The organism is Isoptericola sp. GX10416 (assembly GCF_056590155.1).
The window spans coordinates 161,944-179,184 of the sequence record NZ_JBWPVO010000006.1; the positions used below are offsets into that span (position 1 = coordinate 161,944).

The following is a 17,241-nucleotide window of genomic DNA, read 5'->3' on the forward strand; positions in this document are numbered from 1 at the left end:
GGTCGGTCAGCGGCGGGCGACGAGCACGTCGACGCTGAGGGACTCGAGCACCACGTGGCCGGGCTCGACCGCCTCGTCGGCCTGCTCCGGGCCCTCGGGGGTGTCCCACGTCGAGCTCCAGACGCGTTCCCACGCGCCCTCCCCGGTCAGGGGACGGGGCAGCGTCACGTCGGCGTCGTCCAGCCCTCCGTTGATCACGAGCAGCACGTCCGCCTCGCCGTCGTCCGGCCCCGGCCTCAGCATCTGGATGATCCGCCGGCCCTGCACGGCCCAGGCACCGTGGTCCATCGCCTCGCCGGCGTCGTCGAACCAGAGCAGGTCGGGCACCTCCTCGCCGGGCCGCGGCGACCCGAGGAAGAACGACTCCGCCCGGAGCGCGGCGTGCTCGGCCCGCAGGCCGGTGAGGAACCGGGCCGTGGCGAGCAGGTCTCGGCCCGCGGCGTCCAGATCCCAGTCCAGCCAGGAGACGGGGGAGTCCTGGGTGTAGGCGTTGTTGTTCCCGCGCTGGCTGCGACCCAGCTCGTCCCCGGCGGTCAGCATGGGCGTCCCCGCCGAGAGCAGGAGGGTGGCCAGCAGGTTGCGCTGCGAGCGGCGACGCAGCGGGACGACGGCGGACCACGGCTCGGTCGTGGCGTCGTCGGCGCCATCCGGGGCGTGCCCCTCCACGCCGTGGTTCCACGAGCGGTTGTCGTCCGTGCCGTCCCGGTTGTCCTCACCGTTGGCCTCGTTGTGCTTGCGGTCGAACGCCACGAGGTCGGCGAGGGTGAAGCCGTCGTGCGCGGTCACGTAGTTGATCGAGGCGACCGGGCCGCGCATCAGGGGTGGGTCGGAGGGGCCGAAGAGGTCGGCCGAGCCGGCCAGGCGGGTGGTCAGCTCGCGCATGCCGAACATGGCCTCACCCTGCGAGCCCGCGCGCGGCGACTCGAGCCAGAACGAGCGGACCGCGTTGCGGAACCGGTCGTTCCACTCGGCCATCGGGGCGGGGAACTGGCCGGTCTGCCAGCCGCCCGGTCCCACGTCCCACGGCTCGGCGACGAGCTTGAGCCCGGAGAGCACCGGGTCCGTCTGCAGCGCGACCAGGAACGGGTGGTCCGCCGTGAAACCCTCGTGGTCGCGCCCCAGGGTGACTGCCAGGTCGAACCGGAAGCCGTCCACGCCGACGACGTCCGCCCAGAAGCGCAGGGAGTCCAGGGTGAGCTGCACCACGCGGTGCCGTCGGAAGTCGAGGGTGTTGCCCGTCCCGGTGACGTCGGCGATCGCGGCCGGGCTGCCGCCGTCGTGCAGGTAGTAGAGCGGGTTGTCGAGGCCTCGCCAGGACAGGAACAGCGCGTCGTCGCCGCCCTCGCACGTGTGGTTGTAGACGACGTCGAGCAGCACCTCGATGCCGGCCTCGTGCAGCAGGTGCACCATGCCGCGCACCTCGTCCAGCACGGCGGCCGGGCCGGCCTCCTGCGCGGCGCGGGTCGCGTACGCCGCGTGCGGCGCGAAGAACCCCATCGTGGAGTAGCCCCAGTAGTTGGTCAGGCCGCGGTCGGCCAACCACGGCTCCGCCGTCGAGGCGTGGATGGGCAGCAGCTCGAGGGTCGTCACACCGAGCGACGTCAGGTGCTCGATCATCGCCGGGTGCGCCAGGCCCGCGTAGGTGCCCCGCAGCTCCTCCGGGATCTCGGGGTGCTGCAGCGTCAGCCCGCGCACGTGCGCCTCGTAGACCACGGTGTCCGCCCAGGGGATCCGCGGCCGGCTCAGCGGGGGCGCCTCGGGCAGCCCGTCCAGGACGACGGCGTGGGGCACGAACGGCAGCGAGTCCTCCTCGTCCGGGCCGCCGTCGTCGGCCGCCCCGCCGCCGAGTGTCGCCGGGACGTACGCGAGCTCGCCGGCGTAGCCGCGGGCGTACGGGTCGAGCAGCAGCTTGGCCGGGTTGTGTCGCATGCCGGCGTCGGGGTCCCAGGGACCGTGCGCACGAAACCCGTAGCGCTGCCCGGGCGGGACGTCGGGGACGTGCCCGTGCCAGACGCCGTACGTCGGCCCGTCCAGGGCGATGCGCCGCTCGACGTACCGCGCCGGGTCGTGCTCGTCCCTCTCGGGGGCGACGACGTCGATCAGGCACAGCTCGACGCCGGAGGCGTGCGAGGCCAGCACAGCGACGTCGATGCCGCCGTCGGACGTGATGCGCACTCCGAGCGGCGGGACGTGGCTGCGCGTCCGGTTGGGGCGGGTCAGCGGGGTGACCTTGGGGCGGGCCTGCATGGGCCCATCCTGGACCAGGCCACCGACAGCGACGAGCGGAGCCATGCCACGAGGTCGAGGTGCGTCACGCCATGCGGACGAGGGCGGAGCGCACGGCCGGGGCCGAGTAGGCTCGGCCCCGGTGGCCCCTGGTCGCCAGCGTCCATCCGTCGAGCACCTGGATCGGAAGGTTCCCCGTGCGCATCGCCGTTCTCGTGAAGTACGTGCCGGACATCAACGCCGAGCGGCGTTTCGAGGACTGTCGCGTCGTGCGTGACCCGGCGGAGGGGACCCTCAACGAGCTCGACGAGAACGCGCTCGAGGCCGCGCTGCGGATCGTCGAGGCCCTGCCCGACGACGAGCGCGAGGCCAGCGAGGTCGTCGCCGTGACGGTGGCCCCGCCGGAGGGCGACATCGCGGTCCGCAAGTCCTTCCAGATGGGTGTGGACCGCGGCATCCGCGTCTCCGACGACGCCCTGGCCGGCTCGGACTACTTCGGCACGACGGCGGCCCTGGCGGCCGCGGTCCGCCGGCTCGAGACCGAGGGCCCGGTCGACCTGGTCGTGACCGGGATGGCGGCGCTCGACGGGCTCGGCTCCGTGGTGCCCGCGCTGCTCGCCGCCGAGCTCGGCCGGCCCGCGGTGACCTTCGCGAAGAAGGTCGCCGTCGACGGCGGGACCCTCGAGGTCACCCGTGAGACGGACGAGGCGACCGAGACGCTGTCGGCACCGTTGCCCGCCGTGCTGTCCGTCGCGGACACCGCGAACACCCCGCGGTTCCCGAACTTCAAGCTCATCATGGCCGCGCGCACCAAGCAGATCGAGACGTGGTCCGCGGCCGACCTGGACCTCGACCTGGCCGCGGTGGGTGCTGCCGGCGCGCGCACCGAGACGACGCAGGCGTCCCCGCGGCCGGAGAAGCCCGAGGTCGAGCTCGTCCAGGACAAGGGCTCGGGCGGCCGGGCCCTGGCCGAGTACCTCATCCGCAACGACCTGGTCTGATCGGAGACGCCGACATGCCTGCGCCTACCCACAACCGCACCGTGCTGGTCCTGCTCGACCCCGCCACGGAAGTCCGCTCGAGCGTCCTCGAGCTGTTCACGATCGGCCGCTCGCTGGGGCGCGTCGAGGCCGTCACGCTCGAGGCCCCCACCGTCGAGGTGCTCGCGCAGCTCGGCGCCCACGGCGTCGAGACGGTCCACCAGGCCGAGCTCCCGCCGTCCGCGCAGGGCGAGGCCCGCCACCTGTCGGCCGTGGTCGCGGCGACCCTCGCGGCCGCCGTCCGGCTCACCGACGCCGACGTCGTGCTGACGCCGTCGTCGTTCACCGCGAAGGAGGCCGCCGCGCTGACCGCGCGCGAGCTCGGCGCCGGCGTCGTCATCGACGCCGCGAGCGTCACGCAGGACGACGAGGGCCGGATCGTCGCCGGCAAGCGGGTCTTCGCCGGCTCGTGGGACACCACGAGCGTGGTCCGTACCCCGGCGGCCGTGGTGACGGTCCGCGCCAACTCCGTGGTCCCGCAGCCCGCGGACGCCGCCGTCAGCACCGTGGTCGAAGGGTTCGCCGTGACGGTCGACGGCGTCGTCCCGACCGTCGTGGAGCGCACCCCCACCGAGCGTGACGCGGCCCGCCCCACCCTCGAGGAGGCGGCGGTCGTCGTCGCCGGGGGCCGGGGTACCGGAGGAGACTTCGGGCCGGTCACCGAGCTGGCCGACGCGCTCGGCGCGGCCGTCGGAGCCTCCCGGGACGCCGTGTTCGAGGGCTGGTTCGACCGCTACGTCGGGCAGACCGGCGTCACCGTCGCGCCCCGCGTGTACATCGGCGCGGGCATCTCCGGCGCGCCGCACCACCGGGGCGGCATGCAGGCCTCCCAGGTCGTCGTCGCGGTCAACAACGACCCGGAGGCGCCGATCTTCGAGATCTGCGACTTCGCCGTCGTCGGCGACCTCGCCGACGTGCTCCCGCAGGCCGCTGAGATCATCCGGGCCCACAAGGAGCAGTAGTGCCGCTCGACCCGGTGGTGCCGGCCCGTGGCGTGCTGCCCGCCGAGGAGCGGCGGCGCACCGCGCGGCACCTCCTGCTCGAGGGTTTCGGCCGTGCGGCGCAGGAGCGGCTCGCCGGCGCGCGCGTCCTGGTGATCGGTGCCGGTGGCCTCGGTTCGCCGGCGCTGCAGTACCTGGCCGCTGCCGGGGTCGGCACCCTGGGCGTCGTGGACGACGACGTCGTGGAGCTCTCCAACCTGCAGCGCCAGGTGCTGCACGGCGAGGGCACCGTCGGGTCGCCCAAGACGACGTCCGCCGCGGCCGCCCTGCGGCGCCTCGCCCCGGGGGTGCGGGTCGTCGAGCACCGCGAGCGCCTCGACGAGGCGAACGCTCGTCGCGTCCTCGCGGGGTACGACGTGGTCGTGGACGGCTGCGACACCTTCGCCACCCGCTACGCCGTCTCCGAGGCCGCGGCGGCGTTGGGCCTGCCCGTCGTGTGGGGGAGCGTGCTGGGCTGGGACGGACAGGTCGCCGTCTGGTGGTCGGCGGCGCCGGACGGCCGGTCGATCACCTACCCGGACGTGTTCGGCCCGCAGCCGTCCGCCGAGGGCGAGTCCTGCGAGACCGTCGGGGTGCTCTCACCGGCGTGCGGCGTCGTCGGCGCCACGATGGCGGTGGAGGCTGTCAAGCTGCTCACCGGGACGGGGGAGCCGGCGCTGGGCCGGTTGCTGTCGTACGACGCACGGACGTCGGCCTGGGACGAGGTGCGGTTGGCTCCGCTTGCGTCGGGGGTCGAGCCGCCCGCCGCTGCGGCGCTGAGGTCCGAAGGCCCCGGCCCCGTCGGTCGTGAGGTGGAAGAGGGGGTGCTGGTGGTGGACGTGTCGCTCGTGGCCGGCGGCAGGCCCGAGGGGTCCGTGTGGGCGCGGCTCGAGGACCTCGCGGCGGGGGAGTACCCGCCGGAGCTGGCGGCTCATCCGAAGGACGGCCCCGTCGTCGTCGTGTGCCCGTACGGCCTGCGGTCGCGCGGGGCTGCCGCACTGCTCGCGGACGACGGTTGGACGGCCGTCGAACCCCGAGCTCTCGATATCTCGGCAGCGTCAGCCGCCGGCGAAGGGCGGCAGCAGGTCGACCCGTGACCCGTCCGGCACGACGTCGGTCGGCGCGGCACGGCGCCCGTCCAGCAGCACGGCGCAGCGAGCCAGCACCGGTCCGGCCTCGGGGGAGGCGCCGGTGAGGTGCCCGACGACGTCACCGACGGTTGCGCCGTCGGGTACGTCCATCGTGTCGGTCGAGCGTCCCAGGGCCGCTCGGGCGGCGGCGAAGTAGCGCAGCTCCACCATGCTCTAGCCTCCGATCGCGCTCATGGTTCGTTCCGGCTGCGTGAAGGACGGGTCGTCCATGCCGTGCCCGGCGCCCTTGCCCCACATGGCGGTGCGCCACAGGTCGGCCAGCTCGGCGTCGGAGGCGCCCGCGCGCAGCGGGCCGAGGAGGTCCGACTCGTCGTGCGCGAACAGGCAGTCGCGCACGCCGCCCTCCGCGGTGAGGCGGGTGCGGCGGCAGTCGGCGCAGAACGGCTCGGTGACCGACGCGATGATGCCGACCCGGCCGAGCAGCGCGCCGGTCGCGGGCGAGCGGACCGTGAACCGTTCCGCCGGAGCGCCGTCGCGGGGCTCGTCGTCGGGCGCCAGCGTGAAGCGGCGACCCAGAAGCTCCCGCACCTCCGCCGCGGTCACCATGGCGGCCCGGTCCCACGAGTGGTCGGCGTCCAGGGGCATCTGCTCGATGAAGCGCAGCTCGAACCCGCGCTCCAGCGACCAGGCCAGCAGGTCTGCGGCGTGGTCGAGGTTGACCCCGCGCACCAGCACGGCGTTGATCTTGACCAGGTCGAACACGCGGGCGGCGGCGTCGATCCCCGCGAGGGTGCGCTCGAGGAACGGGCGCCGGGCGAGGGTGGCGAACGTGTCCGGGTCCAGGGTGTCCAGGGAGACGTTGACGCGGTCCAGCCCGGCGTCGCGCAGGGCGTCGGCCCGCGAGTCGAGCCCGACCGCGTTGGTGGTCAGGCTGATCTCCGGCCGGTGCTCCAGGGCGGCCACGTCGCGCACGACCTCGACCAGGTCGCGACGCAGCAGGGGCTCTCCGCCGGTGAAGCGCACCTGGCGCACCCCGAGCTCACCCGTCGCGACGCCGACGAGCCGCGCGATCTCCGCGCGAGTCATGACCGAGTCCTTCGGCAGGGCGGGCAGGCCCTCGGCGGGCATGCAGTACGTGCAGCGCAGGTTGCAGCGGTCGGTCAGGGAGACGCGGAGGTCTGTGGCCGTGCGCCCGTAGCGGTCCACCAGGCCGCCCGTGGTGGGCCGGTCGGTGGGCAGCACGGCGTCCTGCCAGGGAGTGGGGATCGCGGGGATCCCGAGGTCGACGGGGGGCACGGTGCCTCCTCAGGTCCGGTCGGGCTGCCAGCCCAGCGCGAGGCGGGAGGCGCGCTCGGCGACGACGTCGTCCGGGGTGGGGCGGCTGGACGCCGCCGCGAGCCCGTGCGCGTAGCCGACGAGGTAGGTGGTCACGGGGGCGGCGGGCCGGGCGACGTGGTGCGCGGCGTCCCGGGCCAGGTCGAGGATCTCGTGGAGGTCGACGCTGCCGGCGGGCAGCTCGAGCTCGGCCTCGAGGGCCTCGACCCAACGTGCCAGCACGTCGGCGGTGTCCTGGGTCATCGTTCTCCCTCCTCGGTGTGGCCTACCGCGTGCCGCGCGGTGAGCCTGTTCACATCCTCCCAGGTGTCGACGTCGTCGCTCGTCCCCGTCTCGTCCGGCACGGTGATCAGCCGCATCGACGCGACGAGCCTGCGGACCGCTGCGCCGTGCGGGTCGACCGCTCGCAGCGCCGCTCCCAGCGCGGCCCGCCGGTAGATCCCGACGAGCCACTGGGCGCGGTCCGCGCGCACCAGGTGGGCGCCGTCGGCGTCGGGTTCGTCGCTGAGGGCGGCGCACAGGGCGGGTACGGCGGCCGCCGCCCCGGGGACGTCGACGGCGAGCAGCAGGACCCAGGGCGGCGCACCGGGTCGGTCGAGCGCGCGCAACCCCGCGTCGAGTCCCGCCACGGGCCCGCCGAACGGCGGGTCCTCTCGGGTGACGACGAGCGAGCGGCAGGGCTGCGCGACGGCGTCCCGGGGGCCGACGACGGCGGTCGACTCGGCCTCGGCGGTGGCGGCCAGCGCGTGGTCGAGCAGCGACGCGCCCCCGACGACGATGCCCGGCTTGGGGGTGCCGCCCAGCCGCGTGGCACGACCGCCGGCGAGGATCACGGCGTCGTACCTCATGCGTCGTCCCCGAGCGGGAGGACCGTGACCTCGTCGCCGGGAGAGACCCGCGTGACGTCGGCGGGGACGACGGCCAGCGCGTCGGCCGTCGGGAGGGCGGACAGGTGGTGACCGTCGTGCGCGGCCGGGGCGACGCCGTCGTGCCCGGTGATAACGGGGAGCACCTGCTCGGCGCCCGCCGGGCTGGCCCAGCCGCGCGCCGCCCGCGCCGTGCGGTCGTGCGGCAGGCCGCGGCGCCCGCCGAGGCGGTGCACCGCGGGCCGCGCGAAGAGCGTGAACGACACGAGGGCGCTGACGGGGTTGCCGGGCACGGCGACCCACGGCACGCCACGCCAGGTGGCCAGCGCCTGCGGGCGGCCGGGACGCATGGCGACCGCGGCGACGTCGACGTGCTGGGCGGTCCCCGCCGCGAGCACCTCGCGGACCACGTCGCTGGCGCCCGCCGAGACGCCACCCGAGGTGACGATCAGGTCGGCGTCGCCGGCCACGCGGTCGAGGACGGCGGCCAGCGCACCGGGGTCGTCCGGCACGGCGCCCACGCGCACGACGTCGGCGCCCGCCGCGCGGGCCAGGGCGGCCAGCATGAGCGAGTTCGAGTCCGGGATCGTGCCCGGGGCGGTCGACCCGAGGCCGGCGAGCTCGGAGCCGGTCGAGACGACCGCGACGCGGGGGCGCCGGTGCACGGGCAGCGTCGTGAGACCCGCGGCGGCGGACGCGGCGAGGGCCCCCGGGGTGACGACGGCGCCGGCGGCGGCGACCAGGTCACCGGCGGCGAGGTCGGTCCCGGCGCGGCGCACGTGGTCGCGGTGCTGGCGGCCCAGGGTGACGGACCGCTCCGTCGTCGGGCGGCCCGCGACGAACCGGCCGGTCGAGGTCCGCTCGACGGGGACGACGGCGTCGTACCCGTGGGGCAGGGGAGCCCCGGTCATGATCCGCACCGCGCCCCATGGTTGCGGGCGCAGTTCCTGGCCCGACGTGTCCTCTGAATCGGGGCAGAACGGACCAGAAATTGCGCCCACAACACCGGCGGGGTGGCCGGGACGGATGTCGGCCAGCACCGGCAGCGTGACCTGCGCGCCGTCGTCGGGCAGGTCGGTGAGCCGCACCGCGTAGCCGTCCATCGCGGAGTTGTCGAAGGCCGGCACCGGTGCGACCGCCACGACGTTGCGGGCGAGGACGAGCCCGAGCACGCCCTCCGCGTCCAGCCGGACGCCGGTCGTCTCGAGCGGGTGCACGCGAGCCAGCGTCGCCGCGAGGTGCTCGGCGATGGTGCGCGGCGTCGGACCGGTCATGCCCGCCACCGTAGGCGGCGGATGTGTCGCCCGTGCAGCACCGACCTCACAGCGTGTCGACCGTGCCGGTGAGATCACCGTGCCTGCGCACGGACGCGGCGTCGCACCGGCCCCAGCGTGACCAGCAGCGTGAACAGGGTCGTCACCGCCAGCAGGCCGAAGCCGAGGTCGTAGGTGCCGTCCGCGCTGTACACCGCGCCCATGATCAGCGGTGGGATGAACCCGCCGAGGCCACCGGCCGCGCCGACGACGCCGGTCACCCCGCCGACCTTGTCCGCCGGCGCCATCTTCGCCACCAGTGCGAACGTCGCTCCCGACGAGGCGCCCAACCCGGCGGCCATCCCCAGGAACGCGATCGTCGCACCGGGCATCAGCGCCGGCTGGAGCACGATCACGGCGGCGAACACCGCGACGACGGCGTAGCAGGCCGCGTTGACCGCGACCCCGCCGAACCTGTCCGACAGGCCGCCGCCCACCGGGCGCATCACCACGGCGAGCACCACGAATCCCGCCGTCCGGAACGACGCGTCCGACGGCTCCAGGCCATAGGCGTTCTCGAGGAACGTCGGCAGGTACACCGAGAACGCGACGAAGCCGCCGAACCCGATGGCGTACAGCCAGGACAGCTGCAGCGTCGCGGGCAGACGGGCGATCGCCCAGGTACGGGCGAGCATCCCGCCACCGCTGCCCGGTGCCCAGGCCGGCGCCTCGTGCAGCGCCACGCGCGAGACCACCGCGAAGACGGCCAGCGCGGCCGAGACGATGAGGAAGGGGGCGCCGTCGCCCCACGCGTCGCGGATCGGCACCGTCGAGAACGCGGCCACCGCCGTGCCGCCCATCCCCGCGCCGAAGATGCCGATCGCCGTCCCGCGACGGGCCGGCGGGTACCAGCCGTTGACGAACGGGACGCCGATGGCGAAGGTCGTCCCGCCCAGCCCGAGGAAGAACCCGCCGATCAGCAGCCACAAGAGGCTGTCGGCGACGAACCCGATGAACAGCACGGGCACGATCGTCAGCGCGGAGGCCAGCGGGAACATGACGCGCGCACCGAGCCGGTCGGTCAGCGCGCCCACCGGGATGCGCCCGAGCGAGCCGACGATCACCGGCACCGCGACCAGCACCGACACCTCGAAGTCCGACAGGGAGTACAGCTGGCCGTAGCTGTTGCCGAGCGGGCTCAGCAGCGCCCAGGCCCAGAAGCAGATCGCGAAACCGGTCGTGGCCAGCGCGAGCTGGGCCGTCGACCCAGGTACGGTGGCGCTCGCGGGCGCCCGGTCCGGGTGGGTCTCGGACGTCATCGCTGCTTCCTCCGTGCCGTGCTCGGTTCCCATCCCGGACGCGGGGCGCGGGTCCCGCCACCGGTGGCGGCGTCGCGAGACCGGTAGACGATGTACGGGCGCAGGGGGTACGTCACGGGCGCCGAGAACGCGTGCACCAGCCGGGTGAACGGCCAGACCGCGAACAGCAGCATCGCGAGCGTGACGTGCACCGCGAACGCCAGGGGCACGCCGACCATCAGGGCCGGTTCGGGCTGCAGGAGGAACAGCGAGCGGAACCAGGGCGAGATCGTCTGGCGGTAGTCGTACCCGAAGCCGCCGGCCAGGATCTGGGTGTGCACGGTGGCCCAGGTACCGGACAGGATCGAGGCGGCCAGCATCACGTACATGAACTTGTCGGTGCGCGTGGTGGCGAGGAAGACCGGCCCGGTGGACCGGCGACGGTAGACGAGGATGACCAGACCGCTCACGAGCAGCAGCGCGCCGAGCGTGCCGAGCCACGTGGCCAGGAAGTGGTACGCCGCCTCGGTGACGCCGACGGCGTGCGTCCAGGACTCCGGGATCACGAGACCCACGAAGTGCCCGGCGATGACGGCCAGCAGCCCGAAGTGGAACAGCGGGCTGCCCAGGCGCAGCAGGCGCTTCTCGTACAGCTCGCTGGACCGGGTGGTCCAGCCGAACTTGTCGTACCGGTACCGCCAGATGGTGCCCACCACGAAGGTGGTCAGGCACGCGTACGGCACCACGATCCACAGCAGGATCTCGGCGGCGCTCAGCTCCACGGCAGCTCCCTCCCTCCGGGTGCGCCGGCCGTTCCCGGCGCCGCCGGCCCGGCTCCGTACCCCTCCAGGCCGACGGCCTCCGCGGGTGGGCCCGACGCCACGAGGTCGGCGACCCGCTCGGCCGTCGCCGCGTCCACGGGCGCAAGGGTGAGGCACACGGCCTCGACGCCGGCGGTCCACGGCACGTCGAGGGCGGCCAGCGCGGACCGCAGCACCTCGATCCCCTCGCGGTGCGCGTCCAGCAGGGCTCCGGCGATCCGCGCGCCGTCGGGACCGCCGCAGGCGGAGAGCTCCAGCACGGTCGGCAGGTAGTCCGGCAGCTCGGTGCCGGTCGTCTCGAACCCGGCGGCCCGGTACGCCTCGACGAACCGGACCAGCGCCTCGCCCCGTCGTCGGGTGTCCCCGGCGGCGTAGTAGGACAGGTACATCGAGCACCGACGCTTGAGGTCGAACGTCTCCACGTAGCGCGCCTGCAGGTCGCGCTGGTCCCCGGTCAGGAGGGTCGCCGCGAGCCCGTCGAGCCGATCGCGCACGGGTGCGGGGAGGCGGCCGACGGCGGCACGCACCTCGCGCGCCGCGGCGAGCGTCGCGTCGTCGGGGTAGGCGAGGAGCAGCGACGCCGCCATGTGGGCGGTGGCGCGGGAGGGGCCGTCGAGCCGTACGGGCTCGAGGGCGTCCAGCCGACGGGCCCGCACCCCGGGTCGGGGCAGGAACGCGAGCCTCATGACGCCTCCCGCGGTGCGTCGGAGCCGGGTTCGTCCGGCGGGAAGAGCCCGTCGGGGCGACCGTTGCCGTCCCAGTTGAGCAGGTTGACGCGCCCCGGGGTGGACGGTCCGTAGGGCGAGTCCGCCGTCTGCCGGGAGGACAGGGCGTGGAAGTTCTCGACCGCGACCGGCGTCGGCTGCCCGGACGACGAGCCGAACGGGCCGGCACCGTCCATGCCCTGCCCTCCCATGCCGGGACCACCCTCGAAGTCCAACGAGCAGGCCATCTCCTCCAGGTCGTCGGCCACCTCGGCGTGAGCGGTGGGGATCACGTACCGCTCCTCGTACTTGGCGATGGCGAGCAGCCGGTACATCTCCTGGACCTCGTCGCCGGTCATCCCGACGGCCGACGCGGTCTCCTCGACGGGCTCCCGGCCGAGGTTGACGTCCCGCATGAACGAGCGCATCGCCGCGAGCCGCCGCAGCACCCGCTCCACCGGCGCGGTGTCGCCGGCGGTGAACAGCCCGGCGAGGTAGTCCAGCGGGATGCGCAGCTGAGAGATCGCGGCGAACAGGGTGCGCCCGTCCTCGCCGTCGTTGCCCGACGACGTCACCACGTCCACGACGGGCGACAGCGGCGGGATGTACCAGACCATCGGCAGCGTCCGGTACTCGGGGTGCAGGGGCAGCGCCACCTCGTAGTCGGAGATGAGCCGCCACACCGGGGATCGCTGGGCCGCGTCGATCCAGTCGTCGGGGATGCCCTCCCGGCGGGCGGCGGCGACGACCTCGGGGTCGTGCGGGTCGAGCAGCACCGAGCGCTGGGCGGCGAGCAGGTCCTGCTCGTCCTCGGTCGCCGCGGCCTCCCCGACCCGGTCGGCGTCGTAGAGCACCAGCCCGAGGTAGCGCAGACGGCCGACGCAGGTCTCCGAGCAGACGGTGGGAAGGCCCACCTCGATGCGGGGGTAGCACAGCGTGCACTTCTCGGCCTTGCCGGTCTTGTGGTTGAAGTAGACCTTCTTGTACGGGCAGCCGGTGACGCACATCCGCCAGCCGCGGCACTGGTCCTGGTCCACCAGGACGATCCCGTCCTCGGCCCGCTTGTACATCGCACCGGAGGGGCAGGACGCCACGCACGAGGGGTTGAGGCAGTGCTCGCAGATGCGCGGCAGGTAGAACATGAAGGTCTTCTCGAGCTCCTCGGCGACGTGGGAGCTCATGTGCTGCAGCACCGGGTCCTGCTGCATGGTGGCCGTGGAGCCGCCCAGGTCGTCGTCCCAGTTCGCCGACCAGGAGATCTTCATGTCCTTGCCGGTCAGCAGCGACTTCGGCTTGGCGACCGGCGTGTGCTCCTGCGCCGGGGCGTTGAGCAGCATGTCGTACTCGTACGTCCACGGCTCGTAGTAGTCGTGGATGTCGGGCAGCTTCGGGTTGAAGAAGATCGAGGCGAGCTTCTTCCAGCGTCCGCCGGCCTTGAGGGTGAGCCGACCCCGCTTCGTGAGCTTCCAGCCACCCTGCCACTTCTCCTGGTCCTGGTAGGTGCGCGGGTAGCCGAGCCCGGGACGCGTCTCCACGTTGTTGAACCACACGTACTCCATGCCGGTGCGGTTGGTCCACGCCTGCTTGCACGTCACCGAGCAGGTGTGGCACCCGATGCACTTGTCGAGGTTCATCACCATCGACATCTGGGCCATGACCTTCATGCCCGCACCTCCTTGCACGCTCGTCCTGCTCGGATCATCAGTACTGCACCTCTTGTGAGCGCCGGCGGACCACGGTGATCTCGTCGCGCTGGTTGCCGGTCGGGCCGATGTAGTTGAAGGCGTAGGAGAGCTGGGCGTACCCGCCGGCCAGGTGGGTGGGCTTGAGCAGGAGGCGCGTCAGGGAGTTGTGGATCCCGCCACGCTTCCCGGTCGTCTCGGCCAGCGGGACGTCGATGGTGCGTTCCGTGGCGTGGTACATGTACACGGTGCCTTCGGGCATGCGGTGGCTCACGATCGCGCGGGCCACCACGACGCCGTTGCGGTTGACCGCCTCGACCCACTCGTTGTCGGCCACACCGATCTTGGCGGCGTCGGCGGGACTCATCCAGATGTTCGGCCCGCCCCGGGAGAGCGACAGCATGAACAGGTTGTCCTGATACTCCGAGTGGATGGACCACTTGGAGTGCGGAGTCAGGTAGCGGACCGCTACCGCCGCCTGGCCCGCCTCGGTGCCGAGGGTGCCGGGCACGGGGGAGTCGCCGAACAGCCGGTGCAGGTCCAGCGGGGGGCGGTAGACGGGGAGCTGCTCACCGAGCTCGACCATCCAGTCGTGGTCCAGGTAGAAGTGCTGGCGGCCGGTCAAGGTGTGCCACGGCTTGAGCCGGTCGACGTTGACGGCGAACGCCGTGTAGCGCCGTCCGCCGTGCTCGGACCCGGACCACTCGGGCGAGGTGATGACCGGGACGGGCCGCGCCTGGGTGTCGGCGAACGTGATGCGCTTGCCCTCCTCGTCGCTCGCCAGGTCGGCGAGCCGCTGCCCCGTGCGTCGCTCCAGGTGCTCGAAGCCCTGCACGGCGAGGCGGCCGTTCGACGTCCCGGACAGCGCGAGGATCATCTCGCACGCGTGCGTGTCCCGGTCGAGCCGCGGGCGTCCTGCGGCCGGGCCGCTGGGCACGATGCCGTTGCGCCGCCCGAGCTCCCGCACCTCCTCGACCGGGGAGAACGTCACGCCCTTCGTGACCATGCCTGCGGTCTCCGTCAGCGGCCCCAGCGACGCCATTCGCGCGGCCAACGCGGGGTAGTCGCGCTCGACCACCGTCAGCTTCGGCATGGTCACCCCGGGCACCAGATCGCGCTCGGTCGGCCCCTTGCCCGGGTCGGGCACCGTGCCGTGCGGCATCGCCATCTCGTCGGCCGTGTCGTGGGCGAGCGGTGAGGCGACCAGGTCCTCGCGCACACCCAGGTGGGTCTCGGCGAGCCGGGAGAACACCTGCGCGATCGTGTGGAACGTCGCGAAGTCGGTGCGGCACTGCCACGGGGGGTCGATCGCCGGGCTGAACGAGTGGATGAACGGGTGCATGTCGGTACTGGACAGATCGTGCTTCTCGTACCAGGTCGCCGCGGGGAGCACGACGTCGGAGAACAGCGTGGTGCTCGTCATCCGGAAGTCCGCGGTCACCAGCAGGTCGAGCTTGCCGCGGGACGCCTCGTCACGCCACACCATCGAGGTCGGGCGACGACCGGGCGGTGCTTCGTCCGCGCGGACGGATGCGTCCGTGCCGAGCAGGTTCTGGAGGAAGTACTCGTTGCCCTTGCCGGAGGAGCCCAGGATGTTCGCCCGCCACACCGTGAGCACGCGAGGGAAGTTCGCCGGGTCGTCGGGGTCCTCGCAGGCGAACCGCAGCCGGCCCGCCTTCAGCTCGTCGACGACGTGCCCCTCCGGCGCCTTGCCCGCCGCGCGGGCCTCGTCCGCGAGGTCGAGCGGGTTGCGGTCGAACGTCGGGTAGCTGGGCATCCACCCGCGCTGCGCCGACTCCACGAGGGCGTCCGCCGTCGTGCGTCCGGCCAGCCTGCCTGGGGCGAGGGGTGAAGCGAGGGCATCGGCCGCCATCCCGTCGTACCGCCACTGGCCGGTCGCGAGGTAGAACCATCCGGTGCCGATCATCTGCCGCGGTGGGCGCGACCAGTCCAGCCCGCCGGCGTACTGCGCCCACCCGGTGAGGGGCCGGCACTTCTCCTGACCGACGTAGTGCGCCCAGCCACCGCCGTTGACGCCCTGGCAGCCGGTGATCGTCGTGAGCGTGAGGAACGCGCGGTAGATGGTGTCCGAGTGGAACCAGTGGTTCGTCCCGGCGCCCATGATGATCATCGAGCGGCCGTCGGAGTCCTCCGCGTTGGCAGCGAACTCCCGTCCGATCCGCTCGGCGGCGGCCGCGGGCACGCCGGTGATCTCCTCCTGCCACGCCGGTGTCCCCGGCGTGCTCGCGTCGTCGTAGCCGGTGGGCCACGTCCCGGGCAGGCCGAGGCCGGGGCGGTCGACGCCGTACTGGGCCAGCAGCAGGTCGAAGACCGTCGTGACGAGGTGGTCGCCGACCCGTCGCACCGGGACACCGCGGACGACGACGCCGGAGCCGCCGAGGTGAGCCGCCGCCTCGTCCGCGCCCGACCCGCCCGCCGCGCCGTCGTCGGGCAGCAGGTCGAAACGTGGCAGGCGCACGGGCACCGTCTCGGGGGCGTCGGCGCCGTCCGCGACGCTCAGCAGCGGGTCCACGTCACCGAGGTCGAGGTTCCAGCGGCCCTCGTCGGCGTCGCCGTAGCGGTGGCCGAGCGTCCCGTTCGGGACCACCGGCGTGCCGTCGGCGTCGAGCAGGACCGTCTTGAAGTGGGCGTTGGCCTCCTGCGCGTGCTCGGGCAGGTCCGCCGCCGTGAGGAACTTCCCGGGCACGACGGCGGAGGTCCCGTGAGGGCTCGCTTCGGACGTCGCTCGGTTCCCTTGGTCGCGATCGTCCTGCACTCGCAAGCTCGCTTCGGACGTCGCTCGGTTCCCTTGGTCGCGATCGTCCTGCACTCGCAAGCTCGCTTCGGACGCTCGCTCGAGCCGGACGAGGAACGGGGCGTCCGCGAACCGCTTGAGATAGCCCTCGAACCGCTCGGTGCGCCGTTCGACGAGGAACTCGCGCAGGATGACGTGGCCCATCGCGAAGGCGAGCGCACCGTCGGTGCCGGGGTGCGGCGAGAGCCATTCGTCGGCGAACTTGGTGCTGTCGGCGAAGTCCGGCGAGACGTTGACCACCTTCTGGCCGCGGTACCGCGCCTCCGCCATGAAGTGGGCGTCCGGGGTGCGCGTGACCGGCACGTTGGAGCCCCACATGATGAGGTATGCGGCGTTCCACCAGTCGGCGGACTCGGGGACGTCGGTCTGGTCGCCGAACACCTGCGGGCTGGCCACCGGCAGGTCCGCGTACCAGTCGTAGAAGGACAGCATGGTGCCGCCGAGCATCTGCACGAACCGCGCTCCGGCACCGTGGGACACCATCGACATCGCCGGGATCGGGGAGAACCCGGCCACCCGGTCCGGGCCCCAGCGCTTGATGGTGTGCACGTGGGCCGCCGCGACGATCTCGGCCACCTCCTCCCAGGTGGCGCGCACGAGGCCGCCCTTGCCGCGGGCCGCCTTGTACCGCCGGGCCGTCTCGGGGTCGTCGGTGACCTCGGCCCAGGCCAGCACCGGGTCGCCGGTACGGGCCTTCGCCGCGCGGTAGGCCTCCAGCAGGACGCCGCGCACGTACGGGTAGCGCACCCGGGTGGGGGAGTAGGTGTACCAGCTGAACGCGGCGCCGCGCGGGCAGCCGCGCGGCTCGTACTCCGGGGAGTCCGGGCCCACGGACGGGTAGTCCGTCTGCTGGGTCTCCCACGTGATGATGCCGTCCTTGACGTACACCTTCCACGAGCACGACCCGGTGCAGTTGACGCCGTGGGTCGAGCGGACCACCTTGTCGTGCGACCAGCGGTCACGGTAGAAGACGTCCCCGGCGCGGCCACCGGTGAGGAAGAGCTGGCGCAGGTCCTCGCTCGTCTCGCCCTTGCGGAGATGTCGTCCGAGCCGCAGCAGCGGGTCGGTCTCGCGCGACGCGTCCTGGTCGGTGGTTCGGGACGGACCCGTGGAAGCCTGCGTCATCGCGA

Annotated in this window: 14 protein-coding genes; 3 read left to right on the plus strand and 11 right to left on the minus strand. The window is 73.4% G+C overall.

Annotated elements, in window-relative coordinates; genetic code table 11:
* Positions 1–6: 6 nt before the first annotated feature.
* A complete protein-coding gene (gene glgX / locus ACWAT2_RS11140; protein WP_402375662.1) occupies positions 7–2,247 on the minus strand; it encodes a glycogen debranching protein GlgX in 2,241 nt (746 codons plus the stop codon).
* Between the two features lie 176 nt (positions 2,248–2,423).
* On the opposite strand from glgX, the gene ACWAT2_RS11145 reads away from it, so the two are divergent.
* Genes ACWAT2_RS11145 through ACWAT2_RS11155 form a run of 3 tightly spaced genes read left to right on the plus strand, consistent with a single transcriptional unit; the run spans position 2,424 to position 5,343 of the window.
* Positions 2,424–3,227: an electron transfer flavoprotein subunit beta/FixA family protein gene (locus tag ACWAT2_RS11145; RefSeq protein ID WP_402375660.1), complete on the plus strand. Its 804-nt coding sequence runs from the start codon at positions 2,424–2,426 to the stop codon at positions 3,225–3,227.
* Positions 3,228–3,241: 14 nt separating this feature from the next.
* Positions 3,242–4,228, plus strand: a complete 987-nt coding sequence (locus ACWAT2_RS11150) for an electron transfer flavoprotein subunit alpha/FixB family protein (protein ID WP_402375658.1) — start codon at positions 3,242–3,244, stop codon at positions 4,226–4,228.
* Entirely contained in the window at positions 4,228–5,343 is a 1,116-nt protein-coding gene (locus tag ACWAT2_RS11155; RefSeq protein ID WP_402375656.1) for a ThiF family adenylyltransferase, read from the plus strand. Before ACWAT2_RS11150 ends, ACWAT2_RS11155 begins: the two co-directional genes overlap by 1 nt.
* Here ACWAT2_RS11155 and ACWAT2_RS11160 read toward each other — a convergent pair.
* From ACWAT2_RS11160 to ACWAT2_RS11205, 10 genes are all read right to left on the minus strand, one after another.
* Positions 5,305–5,547: a MoaD/ThiS family protein gene (locus ACWAT2_RS11160; RefSeq protein ID WP_402375654.1), complete on the minus strand. Its 243-nt coding sequence runs from the start codon at positions 5,545–5,547 to the stop codon at positions 5,305–5,307. The two genes, ACWAT2_RS11155 and ACWAT2_RS11160, sit on opposite strands and share 39 nt — an antisense overlap.
* A 3-nt stretch (positions 5,548–5,550) precedes the next feature.
* The gene (gene moaA / locus ACWAT2_RS11165; RefSeq protein ID WP_402375652.1) at positions 5,551–6,633 is read right to left on the minus strand and encodes a GTP 3',8-cyclase MoaA; all 1,083 of its coding nucleotides are present in this window, start codon (positions 6,631–6,633) and stop codon (positions 5,551–5,553) included.
* A gap of 9 nt (positions 6,634–6,642) precedes the next feature.
* Positions 6,643–6,915, minus strand: coding sequence for a DUF6457 domain-containing protein (locus tag ACWAT2_RS11170; protein ID WP_402375651.1), 273 nt, complete (start codon positions 6,913–6,915; stop codon positions 6,643–6,645).
* The gene (gene mobA, locus ACWAT2_RS11175) at positions 6,912–7,520 is read right to left on the minus strand and encodes a molybdenum cofactor guanylyltransferase (RefSeq protein ID WP_402375649.1); all 609 of its coding nucleotides are present in this window, start codon (positions 7,518–7,520) and stop codon (positions 6,912–6,914) included. The genes ACWAT2_RS11170 and mobA overlap by 4 nt, the downstream gene beginning before the upstream one ends.
* Positions 7,517–8,812 carry a molybdopterin molybdotransferase MoeA gene (locus tag ACWAT2_RS11180; protein WP_402375647.1) on the minus strand — a complete coding sequence of 432 codons (1,296 nt, stop codon included), beginning with the start codon at positions 8,810–8,812 and terminating at the stop codon, positions 7,517–7,519. Before ACWAT2_RS11180 ends, mobA begins: the two co-directional genes overlap by 4 nt.
* Positions 8,813–8,886: 74 nt before the next feature.
* Positions 8,887–10,110, minus strand: coding sequence for an MFS transporter (locus ACWAT2_RS11185; protein ID WP_402375645.1), 1,224 nt, complete (start codon positions 10,108–10,110; stop codon positions 8,887–8,889).
* A complete protein-coding gene (gene narI, locus ACWAT2_RS11190) occupies positions 10,107–10,871 on the minus strand; it encodes a respiratory nitrate reductase subunit gamma (protein ID WP_402375643.1) in 765 nt (254 codons plus the stop codon). Before narI ends, ACWAT2_RS11185 begins: the two co-directional genes overlap by 4 nt.
* Positions 10,862–11,596 carry a nitrate reductase molybdenum cofactor assembly chaperone gene (gene narJ, locus ACWAT2_RS11195; RefSeq protein WP_402375641.1) on the minus strand — a complete coding sequence of 245 codons (735 nt, stop codon included), beginning with the start codon at positions 11,594–11,596 and terminating at the stop codon, positions 10,862–10,864. Before narJ ends, narI begins: the two co-directional genes overlap by 10 nt.
* Positions 11,593–13,278, minus strand: a complete 1,686-nt coding sequence (gene narH, locus ACWAT2_RS11200) for a nitrate reductase subunit beta (RefSeq protein ID WP_402375639.1) — start codon at positions 13,276–13,278, stop codon at positions 11,593–11,595. The genes narJ and narH overlap by 4 nt, the downstream gene beginning before the upstream one ends.
* 37 nt (positions 13,279–13,315) lie before the next feature.
* Positions 13,316–17,236, minus strand: coding sequence for a nitrate reductase subunit alpha (locus tag ACWAT2_RS11205; protein ID WP_402375638.1), 3,921 nt, complete (start codon positions 17,234–17,236; stop codon positions 13,316–13,318).
* Between the last annotated feature and the right edge of the window lie 5 nt (positions 17,237–17,241).

Excerpts from the sequence above, each read along its gene's own strand:
- glgX (WP_402375662.1), bottom strand. The coding sequence starts at position 2,247 with ATGCAGGCCCGCCCCAAGGTCACCCCGCTGACCCGCCCCAACCGGACG.
- ACWAT2_RS11150 (WP_402375658.1), top strand. The coding sequence starts at position 3,242 with ATGCCTGCGCCTACCCACAACCGCACCGTGCTGGTCCTGCTCGACCCC.
- ACWAT2_RS11160 (WP_402375654.1), bottom strand. The coding sequence starts at position 5,547 with ATGGTGGAGCTGCGCTACTTCGCCGCCGCCCGAGCGGCCCTGGGACGC.
- ACWAT2_RS11170 (WP_402375651.1), bottom strand. The coding sequence starts at position 6,915 with ATGACCCAGGACACCGCCGACGTGCTGGCACGTTGGGTCGAGGCCCTC.
- mobA (WP_402375649.1), bottom strand. The coding sequence starts at position 7,520 with ATGAGGTACGACGCCGTGATCCTCGCCGGCGGTCGTGCCACGCGGCTG.
- ACWAT2_RS11180 (WP_402375647.1), bottom strand. The coding sequence starts at position 8,812 with ATGACCGGTCCGACGCCGCGCACCATCGCCGAGCACCTCGCGGCGACG.
- ACWAT2_RS11185 (WP_402375645.1), bottom strand. The coding sequence starts at position 10,110 with ATGACGTCCGAGACCCACCCGGACCGGGCGCCCGCGAGCGCCACCGTA.
- narJ (WP_402375641.1), bottom strand. The coding sequence starts at position 11,596 with ATGAGGCTCGCGTTCCTGCCCCGACCCGGGGTGCGGGCCCGTCGGCTG.
- narH (WP_402375639.1), bottom strand. The coding sequence starts at position 13,278 with ATGAAGGTCATGGCCCAGATGTCGATGGTGATGAACCTCGACAAGTGC.
- ACWAT2_RS11205 (WP_402375638.1), bottom strand. The coding sequence starts at position 17,236 with ATGACGCAGGCTTCCACGGGTCCGTCCCGAACCACCGACCAGGACGCG.